Origin of the sequence: Candidatus Methylomirabilis limnetica (assembly GCF_003044035.1) — a bacterium.
GTDB classification, from domain to species: domain Bacteria; phylum Methylomirabilota; class Methylomirabilia; order Methylomirabilales; family Methylomirabilaceae; genus Methylomirabilis; species Methylomirabilis limnetica.
The window spans coordinates 267,049-284,802 of the sequence record NZ_NVQC01000022.1; the positions used below are offsets into that span (position 1 = coordinate 267,049).

Consider the following 17,754-nt stretch of genomic DNA (forward strand, 5'->3'; position numbering starts at 1 on the left):
GTTCCCTCACCCCCGGCGCGTCACAACGAACTCAGCGATCGCAGCAAGCGCCGCCCCGCGGTCGCCAAAGATGCTCACGGCCTGCTTCGCCTCCGACGCTAAGCGATTGGCCCATCGCCGCGACTCCTCGATCCCGAGCAAGGCCGGAAAGGTGGCCTTCTTCTTGCGGAGGTCGCTCCCTGCCTGCTTCCCCAGGGCCTCCAGGCTCCCCTCCAGATCCAGGATGTCGTCCACGATCTGGAAGGCGAGTCCGATCCGCTCGCCATAGATGGTAAGGGCCTCCATCTGCTCCGATGCGGCCGAGGCTAGAAGGCCGCCCACACGCAGGCATACCCTGATCAGGGCGCCGGTCTTATGCGCATGCAGATACTGTAGCGTTGGTAGATCAACCTCCCGATCCTCATGCAGGATATCTACGACCTGGCCACCGACCATTCCCTTGCTGCCTGCGGCCTGGGAGATCTCCTGTATCACCATGAGGCGGGCCTCCGACCCACGCACCCCCTCCAAATCCCCCCACCCCCCCTTTCGCAAAGGGGGGTACGAGGGGATTTCCGCCGACAGCAGGATAAATGCCTGCGTCAGCAACGCATCACCCGCCAGGATGGCCATCGCCTCGCCGTAGACCTTGTGGCAGGTCAGGCGCCCACGGCGGAACTCATCGTCGTCCATAGCCGGCAGGTCGTCGTGAATCAGGGAATAGGTATGAATCATCTCGATGGCGGCCGCAGCTCCCAACGCCTGTTCCGCCTGTCCTCCTGCGGCCTCTGCCGCCGCCAGGATCAGGATCGGTCGCAGGCGCTTGCCCCCTGCAAAGACACTGTAACGGACCGCCTCGTGGATCTCCTTCGGGTTGTCGCCTGTACCGGGAAGATACCTGTCCAGCGCCTCGTCAACCAGCAACCGCCGCGCCTCCAGGTACTGCCCCAACTCCTCCGGTGTCAAGGACTCCCCCTCATAGCTCTTCCTCGCCCTCCTCCCCTTCGACGGGGCTCAGGGCTGGGAATGGGCGCTCTTCAAGTTCACCAGAGGGCGACCCGACGCTGCGTACCAGGATATTTACCCGCTGCTCTGCTTCGCTCAACCGAGCCGAGCACAGCTTCGTTAACCGAATCCCTTCCTCGAAGATCGAGAGGGCCTCCTCAAGGGGGAGGTCTCCGATCTCGAGCCGGGAGACGACCGCCCCAAGCTGCTTGAGTGCCTCTTCAAACCGGACCTCCTCCATTACTACTCCTACCCCCCCTTAGCGTCTATTGCGTCCTTAGCGTCCTTAGCGTCTATTGCGTCGGATGCAACAACGCTTCGGTCTGGACCTCGGCGACCTCGCAGCGCAACCGGCCGTGATGGAGGCGCACTTCAACCAGGTCACCGGCCTTCACCGCAGAGCTATCTTTCACAATCTCATGGCCGGGGAGTCGAAGGCAGATGCTATAGCCTCGGTGGAGAATCGCCAGCGGGCTCAACGCATCCAACTTACCGGCAGTAGCCCTCAAGTCACTCTGGAGCACCGTCAACCGTCGATTGGCCCAGCCGGTCAGGTCCTTCCAACGCTCCGCCAGGCAACGTCGCTGCATCCGAATTCGCTCAATCGGGTTGAGCAGTCGCAGGTGGCGATCCAACCCGCTCATCCGAACCCTCAGGCCGTGCAGTCTCGATCGTATGACGCCGGTCATCCGAGCCTCCAGGTCGTCAAGCCGCTGCATAAGTTCGTCCTGCTTGGCAACAACCAACTCTGCGGCGGCAGACGGCGTAGGCGCCCGGAGGTCTGCCACGAAATCAGCAATGGTGTAATCTACCTCATGGCCAACAGCCGAAATGACCGGGATCTTGGACGCAGCGATCGCCCTGGCCACCGTCTCCTCGTTGAAGGCCTGCAGGTCCTCGATCGAGCCCCCGCCTCTGGCGACAATCAGGACGTCCAATCCCCCTCGCCGATTCAACTCACCGAGCGCCTCGACGATATCGGGAGCCGCCTGATCGCCTTGAACCGCCACGGGATAGATCAGTACGTCGACGCCGGCAAAACGCCGTTGGAGCACATTAATGATGTCGCGAATGGCCGCCCCTGTGGGCGAGGTGATCACGCCGATCCGCCTCGGTAACAACGGGATCGGCCGCTTTCGAATGTCGTCAAACAGCCCCTCCGCCCGCAGCCTCTCCTTGAGCTGTTCAAACGCCAGTTGCAAGGCCCCCAGGCCCTTCGGTTCCATGTACTCCGCGACGAGCTGATATTCACCGCGGCGCTCATAGACACTGAGCTCGCCGTACACCAGCAGCGCCAGTCCATCTTTTGGCTGGAACTTTAGCTGCCGGTTGGCCGTCCGAAACATGACCACCCGGATCTGGCTCGCCTCATCTTTGAGGCTAAAATACATGTGGCCCGACGAGTGCTGGTGAAAATTGGAGAGCTCCCCCTCCACCCAGATTCCAGAGAACGAGTCCTCAAGGCTGGCGCGAATCTCGGCAGTCAGATCGCTGACTGTGTAGATTTTCGGCGGCTGGATGGCGACCATGAGGGTTTCTTAACACACGCCCCTGGCCTTGTCAAACCCTTTCCCCGACCCTTCGCTGCGCTCACGATAACGAGAGGAATCGAGGGATTGCGAAGTCTATCGCTGTGCTTGGGTGGGGGTCAGATCTTGCAATCACACATACTCATGCACGCTGTCAGCAGGAAAGGCGAGGGCGAGTCGTCGCTTAAAGAAGGCTGGGGGGTTCACACGCTTCATCTCCAGGGACAGCTTTCACCTCGCCGGAGCGCAGCTCCGCCACGCGTCGCCTGGCTACTGACGCCCATTTCTTGTCGATATCCGTTTCTGGTGGGTTGAGGCTTTTCAGAAGGGAGTCAACAACCATGGCTCTCTCTTCCACAGGGAGAGCAATGGCTTCCGCTATTAAGTCCGTTGTCTTCATGCTGCCTCCACGTCATATCCTCTTTGACACCGAATACATCCGCCATGAATTGCTCTTTAGGCGCAATGCTGTTCTACGGGGGCAGTGCTGGGGTGTCACGCAGCCGAAAGCGCGCATCACCCCCTACTCCCCGCAGCACCGTTTCGCCGGCAGGCGGCGACGAGGGCGAGGAAGTTTGGAAAGACTACGCCGCAACGGGGGTGAGACGAAAGACCCGAGCTAACTTGCTCGCCGTCGCGAGATCGCATCGCCGTAATGCCTCCCGCACCTCATCCAATTTCCGGGCATCCTCCATGGATAAATATGGCGTCCATCCTTCTTCCGAATCGAGCAATTTCACCTCGACTTCAGCAACATACTCCCCTTCATGTACAAGCTTGGTATGACGTCGGATGGTCATACTGTCCTCCTCAGGAAATCGCTGGTCCATTGAGCCGGATCGGGTCGGTATGCAGTGACCACAACGGCAGGTGAGGAGGCATACCGAGGAATCCCCCAAACGACATGGATCGGCTGGCCCCGCTGATCTCGCTGTAAGACCAGCACACATGGCCCTCTGAAATAGTCCGGATAATCTTCAACCACCATTGCATCCTGCACACCGGCCAGAATATCTTTGATAAGGATGCCGTCAGCAGCTAGCTCATCGTAGCCATGCGCCGAAACCTTGACCTCCTGACGGGCCACCAACTCCTGGACCAACTGTAAGGTGTGACTCACGAACTCATATTCTCATTCAAAACCGTAACGATCAATAGAATTTCGAGAAGGCTTCATAAATCTCCCTACTCGCCCCCTCACCCCCCGCAGCACCGTTTCGCCTTCAGGCCACTGCCGCACGGGCAGGGGTCATTCCTCCGATCGATCCCCCCACAGTCTGAGGCTCGGGGCGGCCCCACACCAGGGCGATCGCCCCAAAGTAGAGCAGCAGTGCAAAGAAGCCCCAGCCCATGAACTCGAGGAAGACGTAGTCCCATCTGAGATCGTCGGGTTACGCTGCGCTAACCCGACCTACGCCCTGGCTGGGACAAGTAATACGCGTGTTACAGAGGGGAAGACCAAGAAAGGATCTCAATAAATAGTGTCTGTCCCTATTTAACGTCCTGAGGCTGGGCGACGCTCGTTTGACATGCAACTCACCTCCCTCTCGCTCCCACCTGCCATGCTCCAAGAGGCTGAGCGTTTCGCAAAGAAGGAGGGGAGAACTAAGAGCGAGCTCTTCCGCGAAGCGCTCCGACGGTACCTCCAGGAACAGCGGTGGGCAGCGCTTCGCGGGTACGGCGCCCAACAGGCGCATAAGCTCGGCGCTAAAGAGACTGACGTTGAGCGTCTCATTGCGGAGTATCGGAAAGGCCGGTAGTGCGGGCGGTAGCCGACACCGATGTTTACATCTTTGCCCTCAACTTCGGCGGCACATCCGAGGAGATCTTAGGACTCGGGAGGGCCAGGACCATCCAGCTCTTCATTTCCCCTTCGATCCTCGAAGAGATCGAGGAGGTTCTGCTCCGGAAATTCTACTGGTCCGCCAGGAACATCCGCGAGGCCACTACCGCCATCCAGGAGCTTGCGCAGCTCATCCATCCTCGCGAGGCAATCCACCTCATCACCGAGGATGAACCGGACAACCGTATCCTGGAGTGCGCCGTAGAGGCTAACGCTGATTGTGTAATTACCGGCGATCGGCATCTCCGACAACTGAAGACGTTTCGGGGTATCCCCATCGTAAACTCTAGAGAATTTATAGGAGCCTACGGAGCCAGAGATCTCGGCGGTTGAGTGAGATCCAAGGACAGAGGAGCGCCTCGTCCTGGCCCACCTCTTCGCCCCCGCCGGCTCCCCAGCCGCCCTAGCCTCCCACGATCCAGCGAGCAGTGGACCGTCGCATCGCTCTCCTGCTCCAGAATCTCCGCCACCGACATCGCCTCCTCGCTCTGCTTCCCCATCCGAAATGGCCCCCACCAGGGGGAAAGGAGAGTAGAAGCACTAACGGAAGCAGATGCGTCTCAGGGGAACTGGCGGAGGAAGCGCAGGTCGTTGCCGTGGAAGAGGCGGATATCGTCGATACTGTACTTGAGCATGGCGACGCGCCGGTATTGCGTCTCTAGAATTGACCGGAATTGAGAATTGGATGGTCCCGCCAGAGACTAGGCGAAGATCAGTCGCCGTCCTTTCGGGACGGGAATAGGATCACCGAATTCTGTGGCCGTGTCAATCCAGAGGCAGATGGCGTCTTGAGCATTGGCCAGTGCGGCCTCGTGCGTCGCCCCATGCGCCGAACAGCCCGGCAATTCGGGCACCTCTGCGACAAATACCTGATCCTCTTCACTCCAGTAGATGATCACTTCGTACTTGTTCATGGCTCCTGCCCTCCAAGCCGATACTTCAGGATCACGGCCCGCACCTGACACACCTGGTATGGCTTTGCCTCACTTCCCTCCCGCTGGAGGTTGATCTTCTCCTCTACTCCTGCTTTGCGAAAGATGTGATGACCGCCGCGTACTCGCATCTCAAAACCGAGGCTCCTGAGCAACTGGCACAGATCGTCAAACCGAATGTTCGCGTCGGAAGCTCGGCTGAGAACGCGCTCCAGCGCCTTTTCCATGCTCATGGAGGCATTCTACGCTGATCGCAATCTGTTGTCGATCCATATGACGACAGGGCTAAGCGGCGCACGAGCGGACACCAGCAAACGGCCCCTCAGCCAAAGAGCCCTACCACACGCTGACACTACGCAGAGGCCGAGATAGCTTTGATGACCTGAAATGAACTACCCCGCAGCAAGCCGCGGGGTATCGTCTTCTGTTCTGACCCGTCATTCCGTGCTTGACAAGCCTGCCCCGTACTTGATACGGGGGAATCTAGTCGGACCCTCTGGATACCGGCGCCTGCCCCGGACTCCGATCCGGGGTCCGCCGGGTATGACGAACTCGCGGCAAGCCACGGGGAATAAACCCTCTGTGGATTCGCCTCCTTTCTCAGGTAATCGCCCTACTTCATCTTGATTCGAATGTTCTTCTGATGACTGGAGCCGCCGCTCGAAGTCACCTGTGCAACAAAGTCGAAGGCACCGGCAGCCGCGGGTGTCCCGGAGACCTGTCCAGTACCCGGATCAAGGGTGAGGCCCGGTGGAAGCGCCCCACCGACCACACTGAAGGCAAGGGGCGCGATCCCACCCTTCGTCTTCAGCGTGGATGAGTACGGTATCCCAACTGTACCCCCTCTCAGTTTTTTGGTCTTGATCTTCACACTCTTGACGATCTGGAGAGAGAGATTCTTCGTCGCTAAGGCATATGTCGCATCCGTCACCTGGACGGTAAAGGTCGCGGTCTTGGCCTTCGTCGGAACCCCGGTGAGGATACCGTCCGAAGTCAGCGTGAGGCCCTGAGGCAGCTTGTTCTTCTTGCCCCCACCCAGGCTCCAGGTGTAAGGGGGCGTTCCGCCTTCCGCCAGCAACGCATACCCGTAGGCGGCTCCCTGCTCTCCTGCGGGCGGGGAGGTAGTCGAGATGGTCAGCGGTCCAATGACGGTGGCCGTGAAGGTGGCCGTACAGGTTTTGGCCGCATCCAGAGTGACGGTCCCATCGGCGGCGCAGTTCCCACCCCAGCCGACGAAGATGGAGAGGGGATCGGGGATCGCGGTGAGGCTGACCGGCGTGCCACTAGCGTAACTCTCACTGCAGTCCGCGCCGCAATCGATCCCTGCTGGGGCGCTGGTCACGGTGCCGGTCCCCGTGCCTGCCTTGGTCACGGTGAGGGTCGGGCTCACCGCCGCCCGCAGCCCCAGATCCACGTCGGTCAACTCTACCCCGTTGGCGCTGGCACCGAAGCCATCGAGGCGGAAGGTAATGCGGTGGGTCCCCGGTGGGAGGGGGCCCTCGACGCTGCCGATGTAGATCTCCTCCGTTTCCGGTGAGGACGGCGTCACGTAGCGCTGGTCGATCTCGCGCACCAGGTTGCCGCCCACGAACACCCGGAGCAGCCCCTCGCCCCCAACGGCGAAGCTCCAGTTGAAGCGCAGGGTGTTGGCCGGTGTCGTAGTCGTGACGTCCACTATGAGATAATCGGTCGCAGTCCCGGAGGTGGCGCTCTCACGCACTGCGAGCGTCTGTTGCAGGACAAGGCCCGTGGCTAAGGACCACCCCATTTTGATCGAGCTGTACAGGGAGTTAGTCGCTCCCTTAACGGACTCTACGTAAAACGTTGCAACCTGTTGCGTAACTTCTACGTACGAAGGCACCAGAATCTGGGTGGACCACATGCCCGGCGGGAGAGCGTCTGGATAACAGATTCCGTCCTGCATTATGCATTGCGTGTTCAGCTGAAGGATATGATTCAAAGTGCCAGGGGCAGGGTTGTCATCGGTGCGCGGATAACTATCCAGAGTGTAACGGTTTTCCACGGATAGCGGGTAGCCCTTCCCGGCGGTACCGTTGATCGGATCGTATGCTTTGCCAATGCCGTCCCCCAGGTATCCATCGCCAGAGATCGACTCCCCATAGAACCGGAACGGCCGATCGTGGCGGCAAACCGAAAACTCCCACAATATTAGTAGGCTACCGCAGTCTTGGTTTTGGATTATCCTCGCATCGATCCCGCGTGGCGTGACATCGATGTTGTAGGCTTCCTTGAGAAATAGCTTGGTTCCATCTCCTATACCGAGCGGTGATGTATTGCGTGTATCAACATAGTTATCCGCCCAATTAGCCCAATGACCATACGACGACACCTCCCCCGCATCATCGTACGCATCCAGGAACGTCTCGTGGATCGTCCGCGTCGGTCTGTACACCCTCATCCAACGTGATGCCTCCTCGATCAGGTTGGCCCCGGCGCTATGAGCGATAAAATGGATGTGTTGGTAAGCCCCCTTGTTTAGGGCGATGGCCAACTTCGAACCAAGCAACCCGGCGTTAGATTTGGCATAAGAAGGGAGTCTGATTCCTCCTCCCACAAACTCCCAGCCTAGCCAGGCCTCAGCGTTTAAACGCCAGTCATACACCCAGACATCCCAGCCGTTGACCTGACACACTATGGCTGAATCGTTCTCCTTGACTGACCAGGTGGGGGGGTCGGCCAATCCGAGCTCCTTACAGATAGCCTCGGCCATTTCCTTCACCCAGCTAGAGGCATCCGAGTTCCAGCCGTGGGTGATCACGACGGCCTTGCCCTCTAGCGTGAGGGTGACCGGCGGGTCCACCGGGGGCTTCGGCTGTTGCGGCGGCGGCGTCAGCTCCTGCGAGGGCGTCAGACTGATGGATACCGGTGGCGTGTTCGCGATGACCGTCGCCGGGGCGTTGTTTGTCTGGTACTCTGCGAGGCTCGCCGTCACGATGTAGTTCCCGACCGCAAGGTTCGAGAAAGTCGTCGTCCCGTCCCCCCCGGTCGTCTGGGAGGGCGTGCTCGGCCCCCCGCTCAGCGTCACCGTGGCCCCGGAGAGCAGCGCGCTCGTGTCGCTACGCTTGACGGTAACAGCAAGGTTGCCGGTAGTCACCGTAGTGACGTAGGTGTAGCCGTTTGTTTTGGTCGCGGTGCCGCCCGGGGTGGTCACGCTGACATTGACGGCACCTGCTGCATGCGCGGGAGCGACGGGCTGTAATTTGCCGGTCATGCTGTTGTATCCAAAGGTCGCTGCCGTTCCCCCAAACGTCACCGACGTGGCAAACTGCAAATCTGTGCCGTCAATCGTCACGGTGTTCCCGCCGTCAGTCGAGCCGCTGGTGGGCGAGAGGGTGCTGATCGATGGAGGCGTAGTAGCGGCTGCCAAGGATGGTCTTACGGTAGGACTAAGAAGAATCAAACCAAACAATAAAAGATGCAGAAATTTGCTTGTCTGCAGCTTCAGGTGTCCTCGGGTCATCGCTGGCCTCCCCTTTTTGACGTCTTCCGTTCGGTCGATTCCCCGCTTCCTTCCTAAAACGCGACTACAGTGTTCCCCCCCCCTGTCCGTCAAGGACAAAATGCTGAGGCTCACCGAATGTAGATGAACAAGCGAGATACGAAGGGAAATACATTCCATCTTGACCCCAGTAAAGCAGAAGTGCTCTGACCATGAACCATTACATAGGCTCTAGGCAAGCGTGACTGCCTGAGTGCCAGAATACTCTATACTTGCAGGGCTGGTGAGATAGCATCGGCGGCGTGCCCACCGTCTACGTGTGGGCACGCACAGGCAGATGGGTATGAAAGTTTGTACCGAGACCGTACAACTCACTGGCTCGTCATTGCTCCGAAAGTCCCCCGCCCTCAGCGTAGGAGCGACCCTTGTGGTCGCCCGATCTGGGCAGGCACAAGGCCTGCCCCTACAAGGGGAGGGTGAGGGAGAAGGTGAGGCCTTTCATGCCCATGAGCGTGCCGCCGGCGCATGGGGTATTGCGAGCGCCCAACGGGAGCGCGGCAATCCCACCGCACTTGCAGTGCGAGATTGCTTCGGTCGCTACGCTCCCTCGCAATGACGGCGTGAGGGGGACTTTCGATGCAATGACAAACGAGGACGAAGGGTGTACGCGGTTATCGCTGGGAGCGAAGAAAGAGGGAAAGCAGATGATTCTCAGGGGAACTGGCGGAGGAAGCGCAGGTCGTTGGCGTGGAAGAGGCGGAGATCAGCCGGATATGCCATCAATTCGCGCATGGCTGAGCCGATCCAATCCATACGACTGTGAGATCGAGCCGACGTGCCGCATCTCGCTGTCGTATATCTGCTGTGATAAACGGGATCCGACTCCCGGTCACCGCCTGGAACGGACGCGCTGAGCCGAGATGAAGGGCGTCGAGCGTCTTTGCTCCACGCTTCTTGCAGACCACGCCCAGCGGCGACGCCCCTTCGGCAAGCTCATGGCAGGCTCTTACGCTTCTCCTCGCCTTCGGCTCCGCGAACACCTGGCACGGGGACTTGCGCCCCGTCAGTTCTGTGCCATGCCCGGCACACACGCCCGTACCACGCAGCGGGGACGAAACTACCCCAGGCCTACGCCTGCACCACAGGGCTGCAATGCTGCTCTGCCCCCTCCGTTTAGTGCGTTGTTAGGTCGAGCCGCGACGAGTCCTTATAGTCCCAGAACCGCACACAGCAGTCTGTCTACTTCCGCTTGTAACCGTGGGCCGAGGCGCCCCAGACGACGGACGACAACTGAACGTTCCACGGCAGCCAACTTGTGCATCCGTAAGACCGATGTCACACGCAGACCTGTAAGGGCAAATTCCGGGTGTGTGATATCAATGGAGTAATCGGTGGGCACAAGCGACCCGCGCACGACGCTCGAAACCGCTACGAGCACTATGTCCTGGCCAACCTGGCCTTGAGACACAACGACGGCAGGTCGGAGTGAGGAGCCCATCAGATCGGTGAACGGAAATCGCGTCAGGACAACGTCACCACGAGAGAGGGTCAGGGGTATCACACTGGCTCACCGTCACCTGCCGAGTAGATCTCTTCTCCCTCCTCTTTCCAGAAGTCAAACGCTCTTCCCTGTTCCACTAGGCGCATGATGTCCACAGTCGGCACATCATCGTCTGGCGTCTGCACCATAATCTCCTCCCACCGCCGTGCGAGCTCAATCAGCCGGTTGAGCTCCTGCTGCGGTAACACCGCCTTGTCACCGATATGTTGGACATGGATCGTCGTCATGCTCGTCTCACTCTGCCTCTATGGCATGGTAAAGTCTAGAATTCGGTGCAGACATCTTCTCTACGATACCGCTTCCGTTGAGATGCCGTCAACAAATAGTCTTCCTTTCCCTTTGACGGTCGCCTCTTCCGAAGCCTATCATTCGGCCCTGAGGAGGAGCCTCGATGTCCCAGGCACTGAACGCGGATGACGGTAACCAATTGATTTTACACTACTAACGTTGGGACAGTAGTGGCTCCCCGTCATAACTGAAAGCTCCCCATCGATGGGCGCTTTAGGCGGGCTCGCTTGGAGGTGATGGAGATCTACGAGGAATCTCTAGGCTGCCCGATCAGTCGCGCACAGAATATCTCGACTGTCTTGCGGAAGAGGAAGAGCGCTGTATCTTTCGGCGAAGCCATAAGAGCGGCCGCTGCAGCCGCCTGAACCGCTTCGGGGGTAAGGTCGAAGCGACGTACGACATATTCCGCGTCCTCCAGATCGAGCTCTGTTCCTCGCCGTAGCTTCGCGATGACAAAATCGGTCGGATGTAAGAGCCGCACGCGAAGGCCGGGCTGCTCATACATCACCGAGGTCCGATCACGGTATCCAGGAGGCATGGCGATAACCGACCACCCGGACATATTTTCTCCAAGGTCGGCTGGGATATTGTGCTGCCGGAGAAATTCAACCAAGGGCTCGAGATCGCCCGTCACCTCGCCGTCGACGTCCTGAGTCGCGCGATCGGCATAGCCGTATGCCTGCAGCGCAAGGCCGCCGACCAGCAAGAGATCGACAGACACGCCGGTCTGGCGTACGTACTCTTCGAGCAGCTTTGAAAGTCGCTCAGTCGTGAGTCGCGACAAATCGGATCGCCTCCGCAAACAGACGGTACTCGCGGGGATCGACTGGGCCTGGATCAGCAGGGAGGGGTGAACGGCTGAGCAAGGTCTCGATCAAGCTCCGGTAGGTGGTGTACCACCGACACGCTTTCTGGTATGCCTCTTGGACCTCGCGGCGTTCCAACCACGGCGTGAGGTCAAGACGGTCATTGACCAACACTTCGAGCCAGAGCAGGCGCACCCCCCGCTGATCTTGAAGCGCTTCATCAATTGAAGTCGCACCAGTATAGACCGGCAGTAATCTGAGAAGAGGCGTCGCGCGTGGAGCTGCTAATGGGCTCATGGACAATGAGTATAGAAGTCCTGCGGAGGTGTGGCAAGTTCTTTCACCAACTCGCCAGACGGAGTCGTCAGGATGGGTAGCAGGTGAACCGACAGAGGAAGCGGAGGTCGTCAGCGTGGAAGAGGCGGAGATCTTTGATGCCGTACTTGAGCATGGCAACACGAGCTGAGTTCGTGGTAATCGAATCGAAAATACCCCGCGGCCAGCACGGGGCATACCGACCACGGTCAGCCATCACCTTTGGACGATTGGTCTGAAGCGCTGAGTTAGCTTTGTTGCTTGATGATTCGCTCGTACTCATCGTGAGCACCGATCCACACCCAGATGAAATCCGCGCCGTCCTCGACCGCCAGCGCCCGATGATGAGGACCAGCTCTCACGGACCACAGCTTACCAGCCTTTTTGAAGTGCAGCGAAGGATGTGCAGGATTTTCCTTCAGGAGCGCGACATGCCGTTGGGCTACGCTCTAGACACCCTCCGGAAGAAGGGTAAAGCAAGCCCACAATCGGGCTATTGCGAGAGACCTCAGAGGTCTTTAAGGATCCCCGCGAAAAATAGGGACAGACACTATTATCGTGACGATTCGTGATGCTCGCGGTCATGATCGTGCATGCCACGGATTATCCGAACCGTTGCAGCCGGCCACCCGTATCATGTGAGGCAACGCGGGAATGATCACCAGGCGGTCTTTCGAAACGACAGCGAATCGGAGGCACACGATGACAGGGCAGCGACTGCAAAGAGACGGGTTCATCTGGGAGGTGCGCAGGACACTGGACGAGTCATACACGTGGTGCAGAAGGGAAGACCACGAACGGAACCCAATAAATAGTGTCTGTCCCTCTATCCCATGGCCTTAGTTTGAACCTTGAACGATCCCAGTCAGCGTCCAGTCCATCTGAGATCGTCGGGTTATGCGGCGCTAACCCGGCCTACGCTGATGCCACTACAGGCGTCACGCCCGCGAGGGTATGGGCAGGGCTGGGGGTGGACGGCGGCGGGTGGCGATGCGTCGTCGCCGACAGGCAAAGCACGGACAGCGCAGCCTGTCAGTGCCGATTCGAGCCGTACAAGGACGTACGGCGAGATTAAGCGGAGTCACCCGCTGTCCACCCCATGGACCAGATGCCTCATATCGGGCGCAGCAAGCGGCGCCCCTACGGCTGCCGGCTACCCTGCCATAGCTGCCGACCGGGCTGTCGAAAGGTCGCCACTTCGACGGTGTTGCCATCACTCGTGACGGTGACGGCGCCATCCCGGTCGGTTCTGTACAGGTCGATGGCGGTTGCACGGTACCGGTCTAACGTCTCCTGATGCGGATGCCGGAAGCGGTTTCGGTAGCCGGCAGAAACTATAGCGATCTTCGGTTGCACTCTCGCGAGGAACGGCTCACTGCTGCTCGTTCTGCCGCCGTGGTGCGGTACCTTCAGCACCTGGGCCTGCAGATCCGCTCCCTGCTCAAGCAGCAGGCCTTCCGCCTCCTGTTCAATATCACCGGGCAAGAGCAGCGTTGCCTTACCGTACCGTACGGTCAGGACCAGCGAGTTGCTGTTCACGTCAGAAAAATGGCCACGGGGCGAGTCGTGGGGCATCGGGTTAGCAGGATGCAGCACCGCGATCTGTACCGGAGCAAACTCAGACGTCCGGTACCCGTCGTGCAGGATCTTGTGGGGGATACGCCTGTAGCGTAGCGTCTCTTCGAGCCAGAGGTATGCCGGCATGGCCGCTCGCTGGCCGCTATCCCAGACCTGGCCGACCGGAAAACGGCGGAGGACGGCTTGCAGGCCGTTCAGGTGATCCGCATGTGGGTGGGTGAGGACCATGAGATCCACGCGGCCGATCCAACGGGAGAGCAGGAACGGGACCACCACCTGCTCCCCGATATCGAACCGATCGTCGAATAGACCACCGCCGTCGATCAGGATGGTTCGCTTCCCGGGAAGCTCCAGGACAATGCCGTCGCCTTGCCCAACGTCGAGGACCGTCATTCGTACCTGGCCGTTCTGAAAAATGGGAAACATCCGTGCGCTGACCAGGATTGCGAGAGCGAGGGTCGCTACGCACGCCATCCACCGGAGCCACCGTCGCCATGCAACCGCAATCCATGCGCCCAGGGCCAGGTAGTAGCAGACGACCATCGGTACGGACGGGGGGAAGATCGTCACCGACGCGAACGGCACGCGCGCAAACCAGCCGGCGAGGTTGACCAGCAGATCGATCAGCAATCCTATGAGTGTGGCAAACCACCCGATGGATCGTGGGATTACCGTCGCCAGCACGGCAAACAGCATTCCCGCCCCCGTGAGTAGCCCGCTCAGGGGCACGATCGGAAGGTTGGCCAGGATGCCGACAGGTGAGATCCGATAGAAGGTCGAGGCGAGAATCGGGGCTGTCCCGAAGAAGGCCGCAACAGACAATACCACGGGGGTTACAGCCCATCGCCATGGCGGCGGCAGTGAAATCAACGGCACCCGATCGACCGCAACCAAGATCGCCCCGGTGGCGACAAAGGTGAGCTGAAACCCGACATCGAACAGGAACAGCGGTTGCCAAAGGAGAAGCCCTAGGGCGGAGAGGGCGAGGGTATTGAACGAATCAGCCTCCCGGTCAAGGACCAACCCTAGCAGGTAGACGTCAGCCATCACTGCCGCCCTGACCACAGATACGCTCCCGCCCGCCAGGGCAGCATAAAAGGTGATGAGACCCATTGAGAGCAACGCGCTCGGGCGCAGCGGGACACGGACGGCTTTCAAAAGAAAAAACAGCGCGCCGGCGAGGATACTCACGTTGAGGCCAGAGATGGCCAGGATGTGATACGTGCCGGATGCTTGGAACGCCTCGGTGGTCTGGCGCGGGATGTCGGAACGTGCGCCGAGGGTCAGGGCCACGAGCAGGGACGCCTGATCCGGCGGCAACAGGCCGTTCACCGCACGAATCATCCGGTTGCGGAGGGTATAGGCCCAGGTGAGCAGCGGGTTTCCCTCGCCTGTTCCTCGTCGCTCGATGGTGTCGCCTTTGCCCGCCCACCCTTCAAGCGTCACACCCTGACTTCTGAGATAGAGCGGGTAGTCGAACCCGCCGGGATTGCCGTATCCTCGCGGTTGGCGAAGCTTAAACTGCCCGCGAATGCGTTCCCCGTAGGCAGGAACGAACTCGGGATGAAGCAGGGTCAGGCGCACGCGTCCGGTAACCTCGATCTCCCGCCCCGCCAACCAGATGGTCCGCAGATCGAGAAGGACCCGAACTCGCCCCGCTTCGCTCTCGATCTCCCTGTCGCCGCCGGCCAGGGGATCGTTTGGTGAGGCCACAACCCCCTCTATCAGAAGCGGTTGCTCCAGAACTTCTTCGGGCAGATGGTCGATGTGATGCGGAGGGAGAAGGTGGGACTCGACCCCGAGGCGACCCGCGCCAAGGGAGAAGAACAAGAGTAGAAGCAAGATGCCGGCAACGCGAAGGCGGTGATACGCGGCACTCAGCAGGGTAAGGCCGGCGGCTACGAGTCCGGCGAGAAACCAGACGAGCGTCGGAAGCTGCAGAAGGCGCGCCGCCACGATCCCCAGGAGGAACGCAAGGATCAGCGGTACAAGCGGACGGCGTACGCCGTCAATCTCCTGTCGCCATTCGGCGTCTTGCGCCCTTAATGCGGTGCTCGGTCCCGTTTCACCCACGCTCCCCCTCAGCCTGGTCTTTCCTTCAGACAACGACAGAAATGAGCGAGAGAAACAGTATCTTAGCGCACGACATGGCTATCAAGTAACAGGGAAGTCCGGACCCGGCGGATTTGACTTCAAAATCCGAACGCATTAACCTTAGGAAAAGAAAGAGGGCTTGCACAACCGCGACGTCGAAGGGTCATGTAAAATGATAGGACTTCTTCTTCTTGTAACGTTAGCCTCGACCGAGTTAACGATCGATCTGGATCGTCCCCTCCCGTCTGCTTTTCGTTGCATTCAGGCGGTCGTCACCGCTCAAGGGGAGTCGATCATCCGTGTTGACGAAGAACAGGGCGTGATTATGACACGGTTACGGCCGGTCGATCTGGAAATACTCCACCGGATTGCCGTCACCGACCGTGCGGGAGCGGTAATCCGGTGGACGAAGGGCATTTACCAGCTCACCATTACTCTTTCCCCAGGCGAGCAAGGAGGAACCCGGGTTCGAGCTGCAGCCAGAATCCTTGGATACGACGAGAGCGATCTGCGACTTATGCGGCCTTCACCATGGTGGCCGCTTGCCTCAACCGGCCACCTTGAAGCTGGTATCCTCGCGGCCGTCATCGCCTCCTGTCGAGCGAACTCCTAAAACTTCCCAGCCTTAATATCGGGGTTACCGAGGGAGTTATCCCCCCAGGCACCGATAAAACCGCTGTTCGTTTTAGTAAAATCACTGGCCAGGCCGTCGTAGTCCCCCATGTATCTGGAATTCAGCAACAGATCCTGGCTCGGAACTGCCGGGAAATTGGTCTTTGTAATCTTCTTATTTTTCCAACTGATCCCAGCATTCTTGGATGAGGCGCATTCCCAGTCGATCAGAAAATTACTGGGGTCCCGACGTCGATCATAGAAACAGACACCGATCTTCCCCGCTTTATCCACGGCGATCCCCGGCTGATACTGGTCGGTTCCCAGACCGGACGACAATGGTTCAGGGTTGTCATTGACCCGAACAGGAGGCAACCATGTAGCGCCGCCGTCCGTTGAGCGGCTGAACAGGATGTCGGTATACCCGTAAGCCCCTACCCAAAAATCTGGCACCGTTAGATTTCGACCATCATTCCAGGCGATATAGACATAGCCGTTCGTCGAGGTACCCGATCGGTCTACAGCCAGTGTGGGGAATTCAGATGAGCGAAAGTTACCCTGGAGACGCGCGCAGCTTCCCGCACAGATCATATCGTTCACCTTCACCAAAGGTCCGAACGTCGAACCATTATCCGTGGACTTCCGGATGTCGATCTCGCTCGCGCCTGAAGCCGCGAACGCTTCCCAGGCAACATAGACCTCGCCGCCGGGCCCGACCGCTACCTGTGAGCCCTGAACGCCAGCAAGATCGCAGACCTCACTGATTACCACAGGAGGGCCCCAGCTTACCCCTCCATCCACAGAGCGGACCAGTTCGATGGCGGTTCTCAAGATGGGGTCACCGGCGTTAAATCCGCACACCGCGCCCGAGAGGTCAAAGTCTGTATAGGTGACGAAGAGTCGGTTTGGGCTTGTGGGGTCTACAGCTATCCACTCTTTGTCCAGAAAATGTGTGGCAATACTTTTACTGACCGCTGAAATCGGGTTACCGAAGATCGCCCCACCGTCAATCGACTTCGAGACCGAGATGTCACTTGTTGCCCCCCTGTCGAAGAGCGATGCATAGTAAAATGTGTTCGGATCGCTACACGCAACAACAGGGTCTCCCGCTAGAAAGTCGGTGACCACCGGCCCGGGGTTCAGGAAGCCCAAGTCGGTGAACGATCTTCCTTTGTTGGTCGAGCGGGCGACCCCATTGAAGCTCAATCCTGCGAGTGAAAAGTATGTCTCCAGATAACTCCCCGAGTCATTAAAGCCGATCACCACATTGTTCCCGCACCATGCGGTCGAGGTCTCACTCTGGGTAAACCCTGCGAAGCGGGAGGATAATACATCAATAGCCGGGTTCGAGACCTGCTTGGGTGACAGGATCCGACCAGCCAGAGCCTCTTCCACGTCAGGCGGTACGGTCGGTCGATCCGAGGGACGGGACGCTGGCCGCATTTGCCGCAGGTACGGTTCGATCCGGTCCCACCGCTCCGCCAGATTAATCAGGTTGAGAGCGCCACTCGAGAGCATGCTTCGCGCAGATTCTGGCATGCGTTCTGCGAAGGCCTTAACTCGTTCCACCGTCTGCTTCATGGCTGCCGACCGTTCCGGGCCAACCTGGGCCCATGTAACCTTCTCGCTCAGGATAACGAGACTGCCCACCAAAACGATGATCCCCATCCCTCGTCGATGCATCACGTCAGACTCCTTTCCCTCTTCGATGTTCAGATCTACCACTGAACAATATTGGGAACCATCGATCAC

At 59.2% G+C, this 17,754-nt stretch carries 21 protein-coding genes and 1 pseudogene; 5 read left to right on the plus strand and 17 right to left on the minus strand.

Annotated elements, in window-relative coordinates; genetic code table 11:
- Positions 1 to 6: 6 nt before the first annotated feature.
- The 7 genes from CLG94_RS08675 to CLG94_RS14015 form a co-directional block, all read right to left on the minus strand.
- Positions 7 to 945: a polyprenyl synthetase family protein gene (locus tag CLG94_RS08675; protein ID WP_107562644.1), complete on the minus strand. Its 939-nt coding sequence runs from the start codon at positions 943 to 945 to the stop codon at positions 7 to 9.
- Between the two features lie 10 nt (positions 946 to 955).
- Positions 956 to 1,225 (minus strand): exodeoxyribonuclease VII small subunit, encoded by a 270-nt coding sequence (xseB, locus tag CLG94_RS08680; protein ID WP_107562646.1) that lies wholly within the window; start codon positions 1,223 to 1,225, stop codon positions 956 to 958.
- 52 nt (positions 1,226 to 1,277) lie between these two features.
- A complete protein-coding gene (gene xseA, locus CLG94_RS08685; RefSeq protein WP_107562648.1) occupies positions 1,278 to 2,513 on the minus strand; it encodes an exodeoxyribonuclease VII large subunit in 1,236 nt (411 codons plus the stop codon).
- Between the two features lie 184 nt (positions 2,514 to 2,697).
- A complete protein-coding gene (locus CLG94_RS08690; RefSeq protein ID WP_107562650.1) occupies positions 2,698 to 2,913 on the minus strand; it encodes an addiction module protein in 216 nt (71 codons plus the stop codon).
- Between the two features lie 184 nt (positions 2,914 to 3,097).
- Positions 3,098 to 3,313: a hypothetical protein gene (locus tag CLG94_RS08695; RefSeq protein ID WP_107562652.1), complete on the minus strand. Its 216-nt coding sequence runs from the start codon at positions 3,311 to 3,313 to the stop codon at positions 3,098 to 3,100.
- Positions 3,310 to 3,633, minus strand: coding sequence for a DUF4258 domain-containing protein (locus CLG94_RS08700; protein WP_107562654.1), 324 nt, complete (start codon positions 3,631 to 3,633; stop codon positions 3,310 to 3,312). The genes CLG94_RS08695 and CLG94_RS08700 overlap by 4 nt, the downstream gene beginning before the upstream one ends.
- Positions 3,634 to 3,710: 77 nt before the next feature.
- Positions 3,711 to 3,890 carry an SEC-C metal-binding domain-containing protein gene (locus CLG94_RS14015; protein ID WP_107562656.1) on the minus strand — a complete coding sequence of 60 codons (180 nt, stop codon included), beginning with the start codon at positions 3,888 to 3,890 and terminating at the stop codon, positions 3,711 to 3,713.
- A gap of 152 nt (positions 3,891 to 4,042) precedes the next feature.
- Here CLG94_RS14015 and CLG94_RS08710 point away from each other — a divergent pair, with 152 nt between their 5' ends.
- Together CLG94_RS08710 and CLG94_RS08715 are read left to right on the plus strand one after the other, a co-directional pair.
- Complete coding sequence (locus tag CLG94_RS08710; RefSeq protein WP_107562657.1) at positions 4,043 to 4,273, plus strand: CopG family ribbon-helix-helix protein; 231 nt, start codon at positions 4,043 to 4,045, stop codon at positions 4,271 to 4,273.
- Positions 4,273 to 4,689, plus strand: coding sequence for a putative toxin-antitoxin system toxin component, PIN family (locus tag CLG94_RS08715; protein WP_107562659.1), 417 nt, complete (start codon positions 4,273 to 4,275; stop codon positions 4,687 to 4,689). The genes CLG94_RS08710 and CLG94_RS08715 overlap by 1 nt, the downstream gene beginning before the upstream one ends.
- A gap of 227 nt (positions 4,690 to 4,916) precedes the next feature.
- On the opposite strand, the pseudogene CLG94_RS08720 reads toward CLG94_RS08715, so the two are convergent.
- The 4 genes and pseudogenes from CLG94_RS08720 to CLG94_RS08735 form a co-directional block, all read right to left on the minus strand.
- A pseudogene (locus CLG94_RS08720) lies at positions 4,917 to 5,000 on the minus strand (tRNA ligase subunit PheS family protein); the annotation flags it as partial.
- 57 nt (positions 5,001 to 5,057) lie between these two features.
- Positions 5,058 to 5,270, minus strand: a complete 213-nt coding sequence (locus CLG94_RS08725) for a type II toxin-antitoxin system HicB family antitoxin (RefSeq protein WP_107562661.1) — start codon at positions 5,268 to 5,270, stop codon at positions 5,058 to 5,060.
- Complete coding sequence (locus CLG94_RS08730) at positions 5,267 to 5,521, minus strand: type II toxin-antitoxin system HicA family toxin (RefSeq protein ID WP_107562663.1); 255 nt, start codon at positions 5,519 to 5,521, stop codon at positions 5,267 to 5,269. Before CLG94_RS08730 ends, CLG94_RS08725 begins: the two co-directional genes overlap by 4 nt.
- A 380-nt stretch (positions 5,522 to 5,901) precedes the next feature.
- On the minus strand, positions 5,902 to 8,676 hold the full coding sequence (locus CLG94_RS08735; RefSeq protein ID WP_161954101.1) for a putative Ig domain-containing protein: 2,775 nt from the start codon (positions 8,674 to 8,676) through the stop codon (positions 5,902 to 5,904).
- 572 nt (positions 8,677 to 9,248) lie between these two features.
- Here CLG94_RS08735 and CLG94_RS13115 point away from each other — a divergent pair.
- Entirely contained in the window at positions 9,249 to 9,662 is a 414-nt protein-coding gene (locus CLG94_RS13115) for a hypothetical protein (RefSeq protein ID WP_153062394.1), read from the plus strand.
- A gap of 293 nt (positions 9,663 to 9,955) precedes the next feature.
- Here the strand turns inward: CLG94_RS13115 and CLG94_RS08745 are convergent, their stop codons facing one another.
- From CLG94_RS08745 to CLG94_RS08760, 4 genes are all read right to left on the minus strand, one after another.
- Positions 9,956 to 10,309 carry a type II toxin-antitoxin system PemK/MazF family toxin gene (locus CLG94_RS08745; protein WP_107562668.1) on the minus strand — a complete coding sequence of 118 codons (354 nt, stop codon included), beginning with the start codon at positions 10,307 to 10,309 and terminating at the stop codon, positions 9,956 to 9,958.
- Positions 10,306 to 10,536 (minus strand): hypothetical protein, encoded by a 231-nt coding sequence (locus CLG94_RS08750; protein ID WP_107562670.1) that lies wholly within the window; start codon positions 10,534 to 10,536, stop codon positions 10,306 to 10,308. Before CLG94_RS08750 ends, CLG94_RS08745 begins: the two co-directional genes overlap by 4 nt.
- 305 nt (positions 10,537 to 10,841) lie before the next feature.
- Positions 10,842 to 11,381 (minus strand): DUF6036 family nucleotidyltransferase, encoded by a 540-nt coding sequence (locus tag CLG94_RS08755; RefSeq protein WP_107562671.1) that lies wholly within the window; start codon positions 11,379 to 11,381, stop codon positions 10,842 to 10,844.
- Positions 11,362 to 11,700 carry a hypothetical protein gene (locus CLG94_RS08760; RefSeq protein WP_107562673.1) on the minus strand — a complete coding sequence of 113 codons (339 nt, stop codon included), beginning with the start codon at positions 11,698 to 11,700 and terminating at the stop codon, positions 11,362 to 11,364. The genes CLG94_RS08755 and CLG94_RS08760 overlap by 20 nt, the downstream gene beginning before the upstream one ends.
- On the opposite strand from CLG94_RS08760, the gene CLG94_RS13310 reads away from it, so the two are divergent.
- A complete protein-coding gene (locus CLG94_RS13310; RefSeq protein ID WP_161954102.1) occupies positions 11,699 to 11,869 on the plus strand; it encodes a hypothetical protein in 171 nt (56 codons plus the stop codon). The two genes, CLG94_RS08760 and CLG94_RS13310, sit on opposite strands and share 2 nt — an antisense overlap.
- 989 nt (positions 11,870 to 12,858) lie before the next feature.
- Here CLG94_RS13310 and CLG94_RS08775 read toward each other — a convergent pair.
- Entirely contained in the window at positions 12,859 to 15,369 is a 2,511-nt protein-coding gene (locus CLG94_RS08775; protein ID WP_239993184.1) for a DNA internalization-related competence protein ComEC/Rec2, read from the minus strand.
- A 193-nt stretch (positions 15,370 to 15,562) separates the two neighbouring features.
- Here CLG94_RS08775 and CLG94_RS08780 point away from each other — a divergent pair, with 193 nt between their 5' ends.
- The gene (locus CLG94_RS08780; RefSeq protein ID WP_107562677.1) at positions 15,563 to 16,003 is read left to right on the plus strand and encodes a hypothetical protein; all 441 of its coding nucleotides are present in this window, start codon (positions 15,563 to 15,565) and stop codon (positions 16,001 to 16,003) included.
- On the opposite strand, the gene CLG94_RS08785 is transcribed toward CLG94_RS08780, so the two are convergent.
- The gene (locus tag CLG94_RS08785) at positions 16,000 to 17,688 is read right to left on the minus strand and encodes a sialidase family protein (protein ID WP_133174677.1); all 1,689 of its coding nucleotides are present in this window, start codon (positions 17,686 to 17,688) and stop codon (positions 16,000 to 16,002) included. The genes CLG94_RS08780 and CLG94_RS08785 overlap by 4 nt on opposite strands.
- Positions 17,689 to 17,754 lie beyond the last annotated feature (66 nt).

Excerpts from the sequence above, each read along its gene's own strand:
- CLG94_RS08690 (WP_107562650.1), bottom strand. The coding sequence starts at position 2,913 with ATGAAGACAACGGACTTAATAGCGGAAGCCATTGCTCTCCCTGTGGAA.
- xseA (WP_107562648.1), bottom strand. The coding sequence starts at position 2,513 with ATGGTCGCCATCCAGCCGCCGAAAATCTACACAGTCAGCGATCTGACT.
- xseB (WP_107562646.1), bottom strand. The coding sequence starts at position 1,225 with ATGGAGGAGGTCCGGTTTGAAGAGGCACTCAAGCAGCTTGGGGCGGTC.
- CLG94_RS08780 (WP_107562677.1), top strand. The coding sequence starts at position 15,563 with ATGATAGGACTTCTTCTTCTTGTAACGTTAGCCTCGACCGAGTTAACG.
- CLG94_RS08710 (WP_107562657.1), top strand. The coding sequence starts at position 4,043 with ATGCAACTCACCTCCCTCTCGCTCCCACCTGCCATGCTCCAAGAGGCT.
- CLG94_RS08750 (WP_107562670.1), bottom strand. The coding sequence starts at position 10,536 with ATGACGACGATCCATGTCCAACATATCGGTGACAAGGCGGTGTTACCG.
- CLG94_RS14015 (WP_107562656.1), bottom strand. The coding sequence starts at position 3,890 with ATGGGACTACGTCTTCCTCGAGTTCATGGGCTGGGGCTTCTTTGCACT.
- CLG94_RS08730 (WP_107562663.1), bottom strand. The coding sequence starts at position 5,521 with ATGAGCATGGAAAAGGCGCTGGAGCGCGTTCTCAGCCGAGCTTCCGAC.
- CLG94_RS08695 (WP_107562652.1), bottom strand. The coding sequence starts at position 3,313 with ATGACCATCCGACGTCATACCAAGCTTGTACATGAAGGGGAGTATGTT.
- CLG94_RS08725 (WP_107562661.1), bottom strand. The coding sequence starts at position 5,270 with ATGAACAAGTACGAAGTGATCATCTACTGGAGTGAAGAGGATCAGGTA.
- CLG94_RS13115 (WP_153062394.1), top strand. The coding sequence starts at position 9,249 with ATGCCCATGAGCGTGCCGCCGGCGCATGGGGTATTGCGAGCGCCCAAC.
- CLG94_RS08760 (WP_107562673.1), bottom strand. The coding sequence starts at position 11,700 with ATGAGCCCATTAGCAGCTCCACGCGCGACGCCTCTTCTCAGATTACTG.
- CLG94_RS13310 (WP_161954102.1), top strand. The coding sequence starts at position 11,699 with ATGGACAATGAGTATAGAAGTCCTGCGGAGGTGTGGCAAGTTCTTTCA.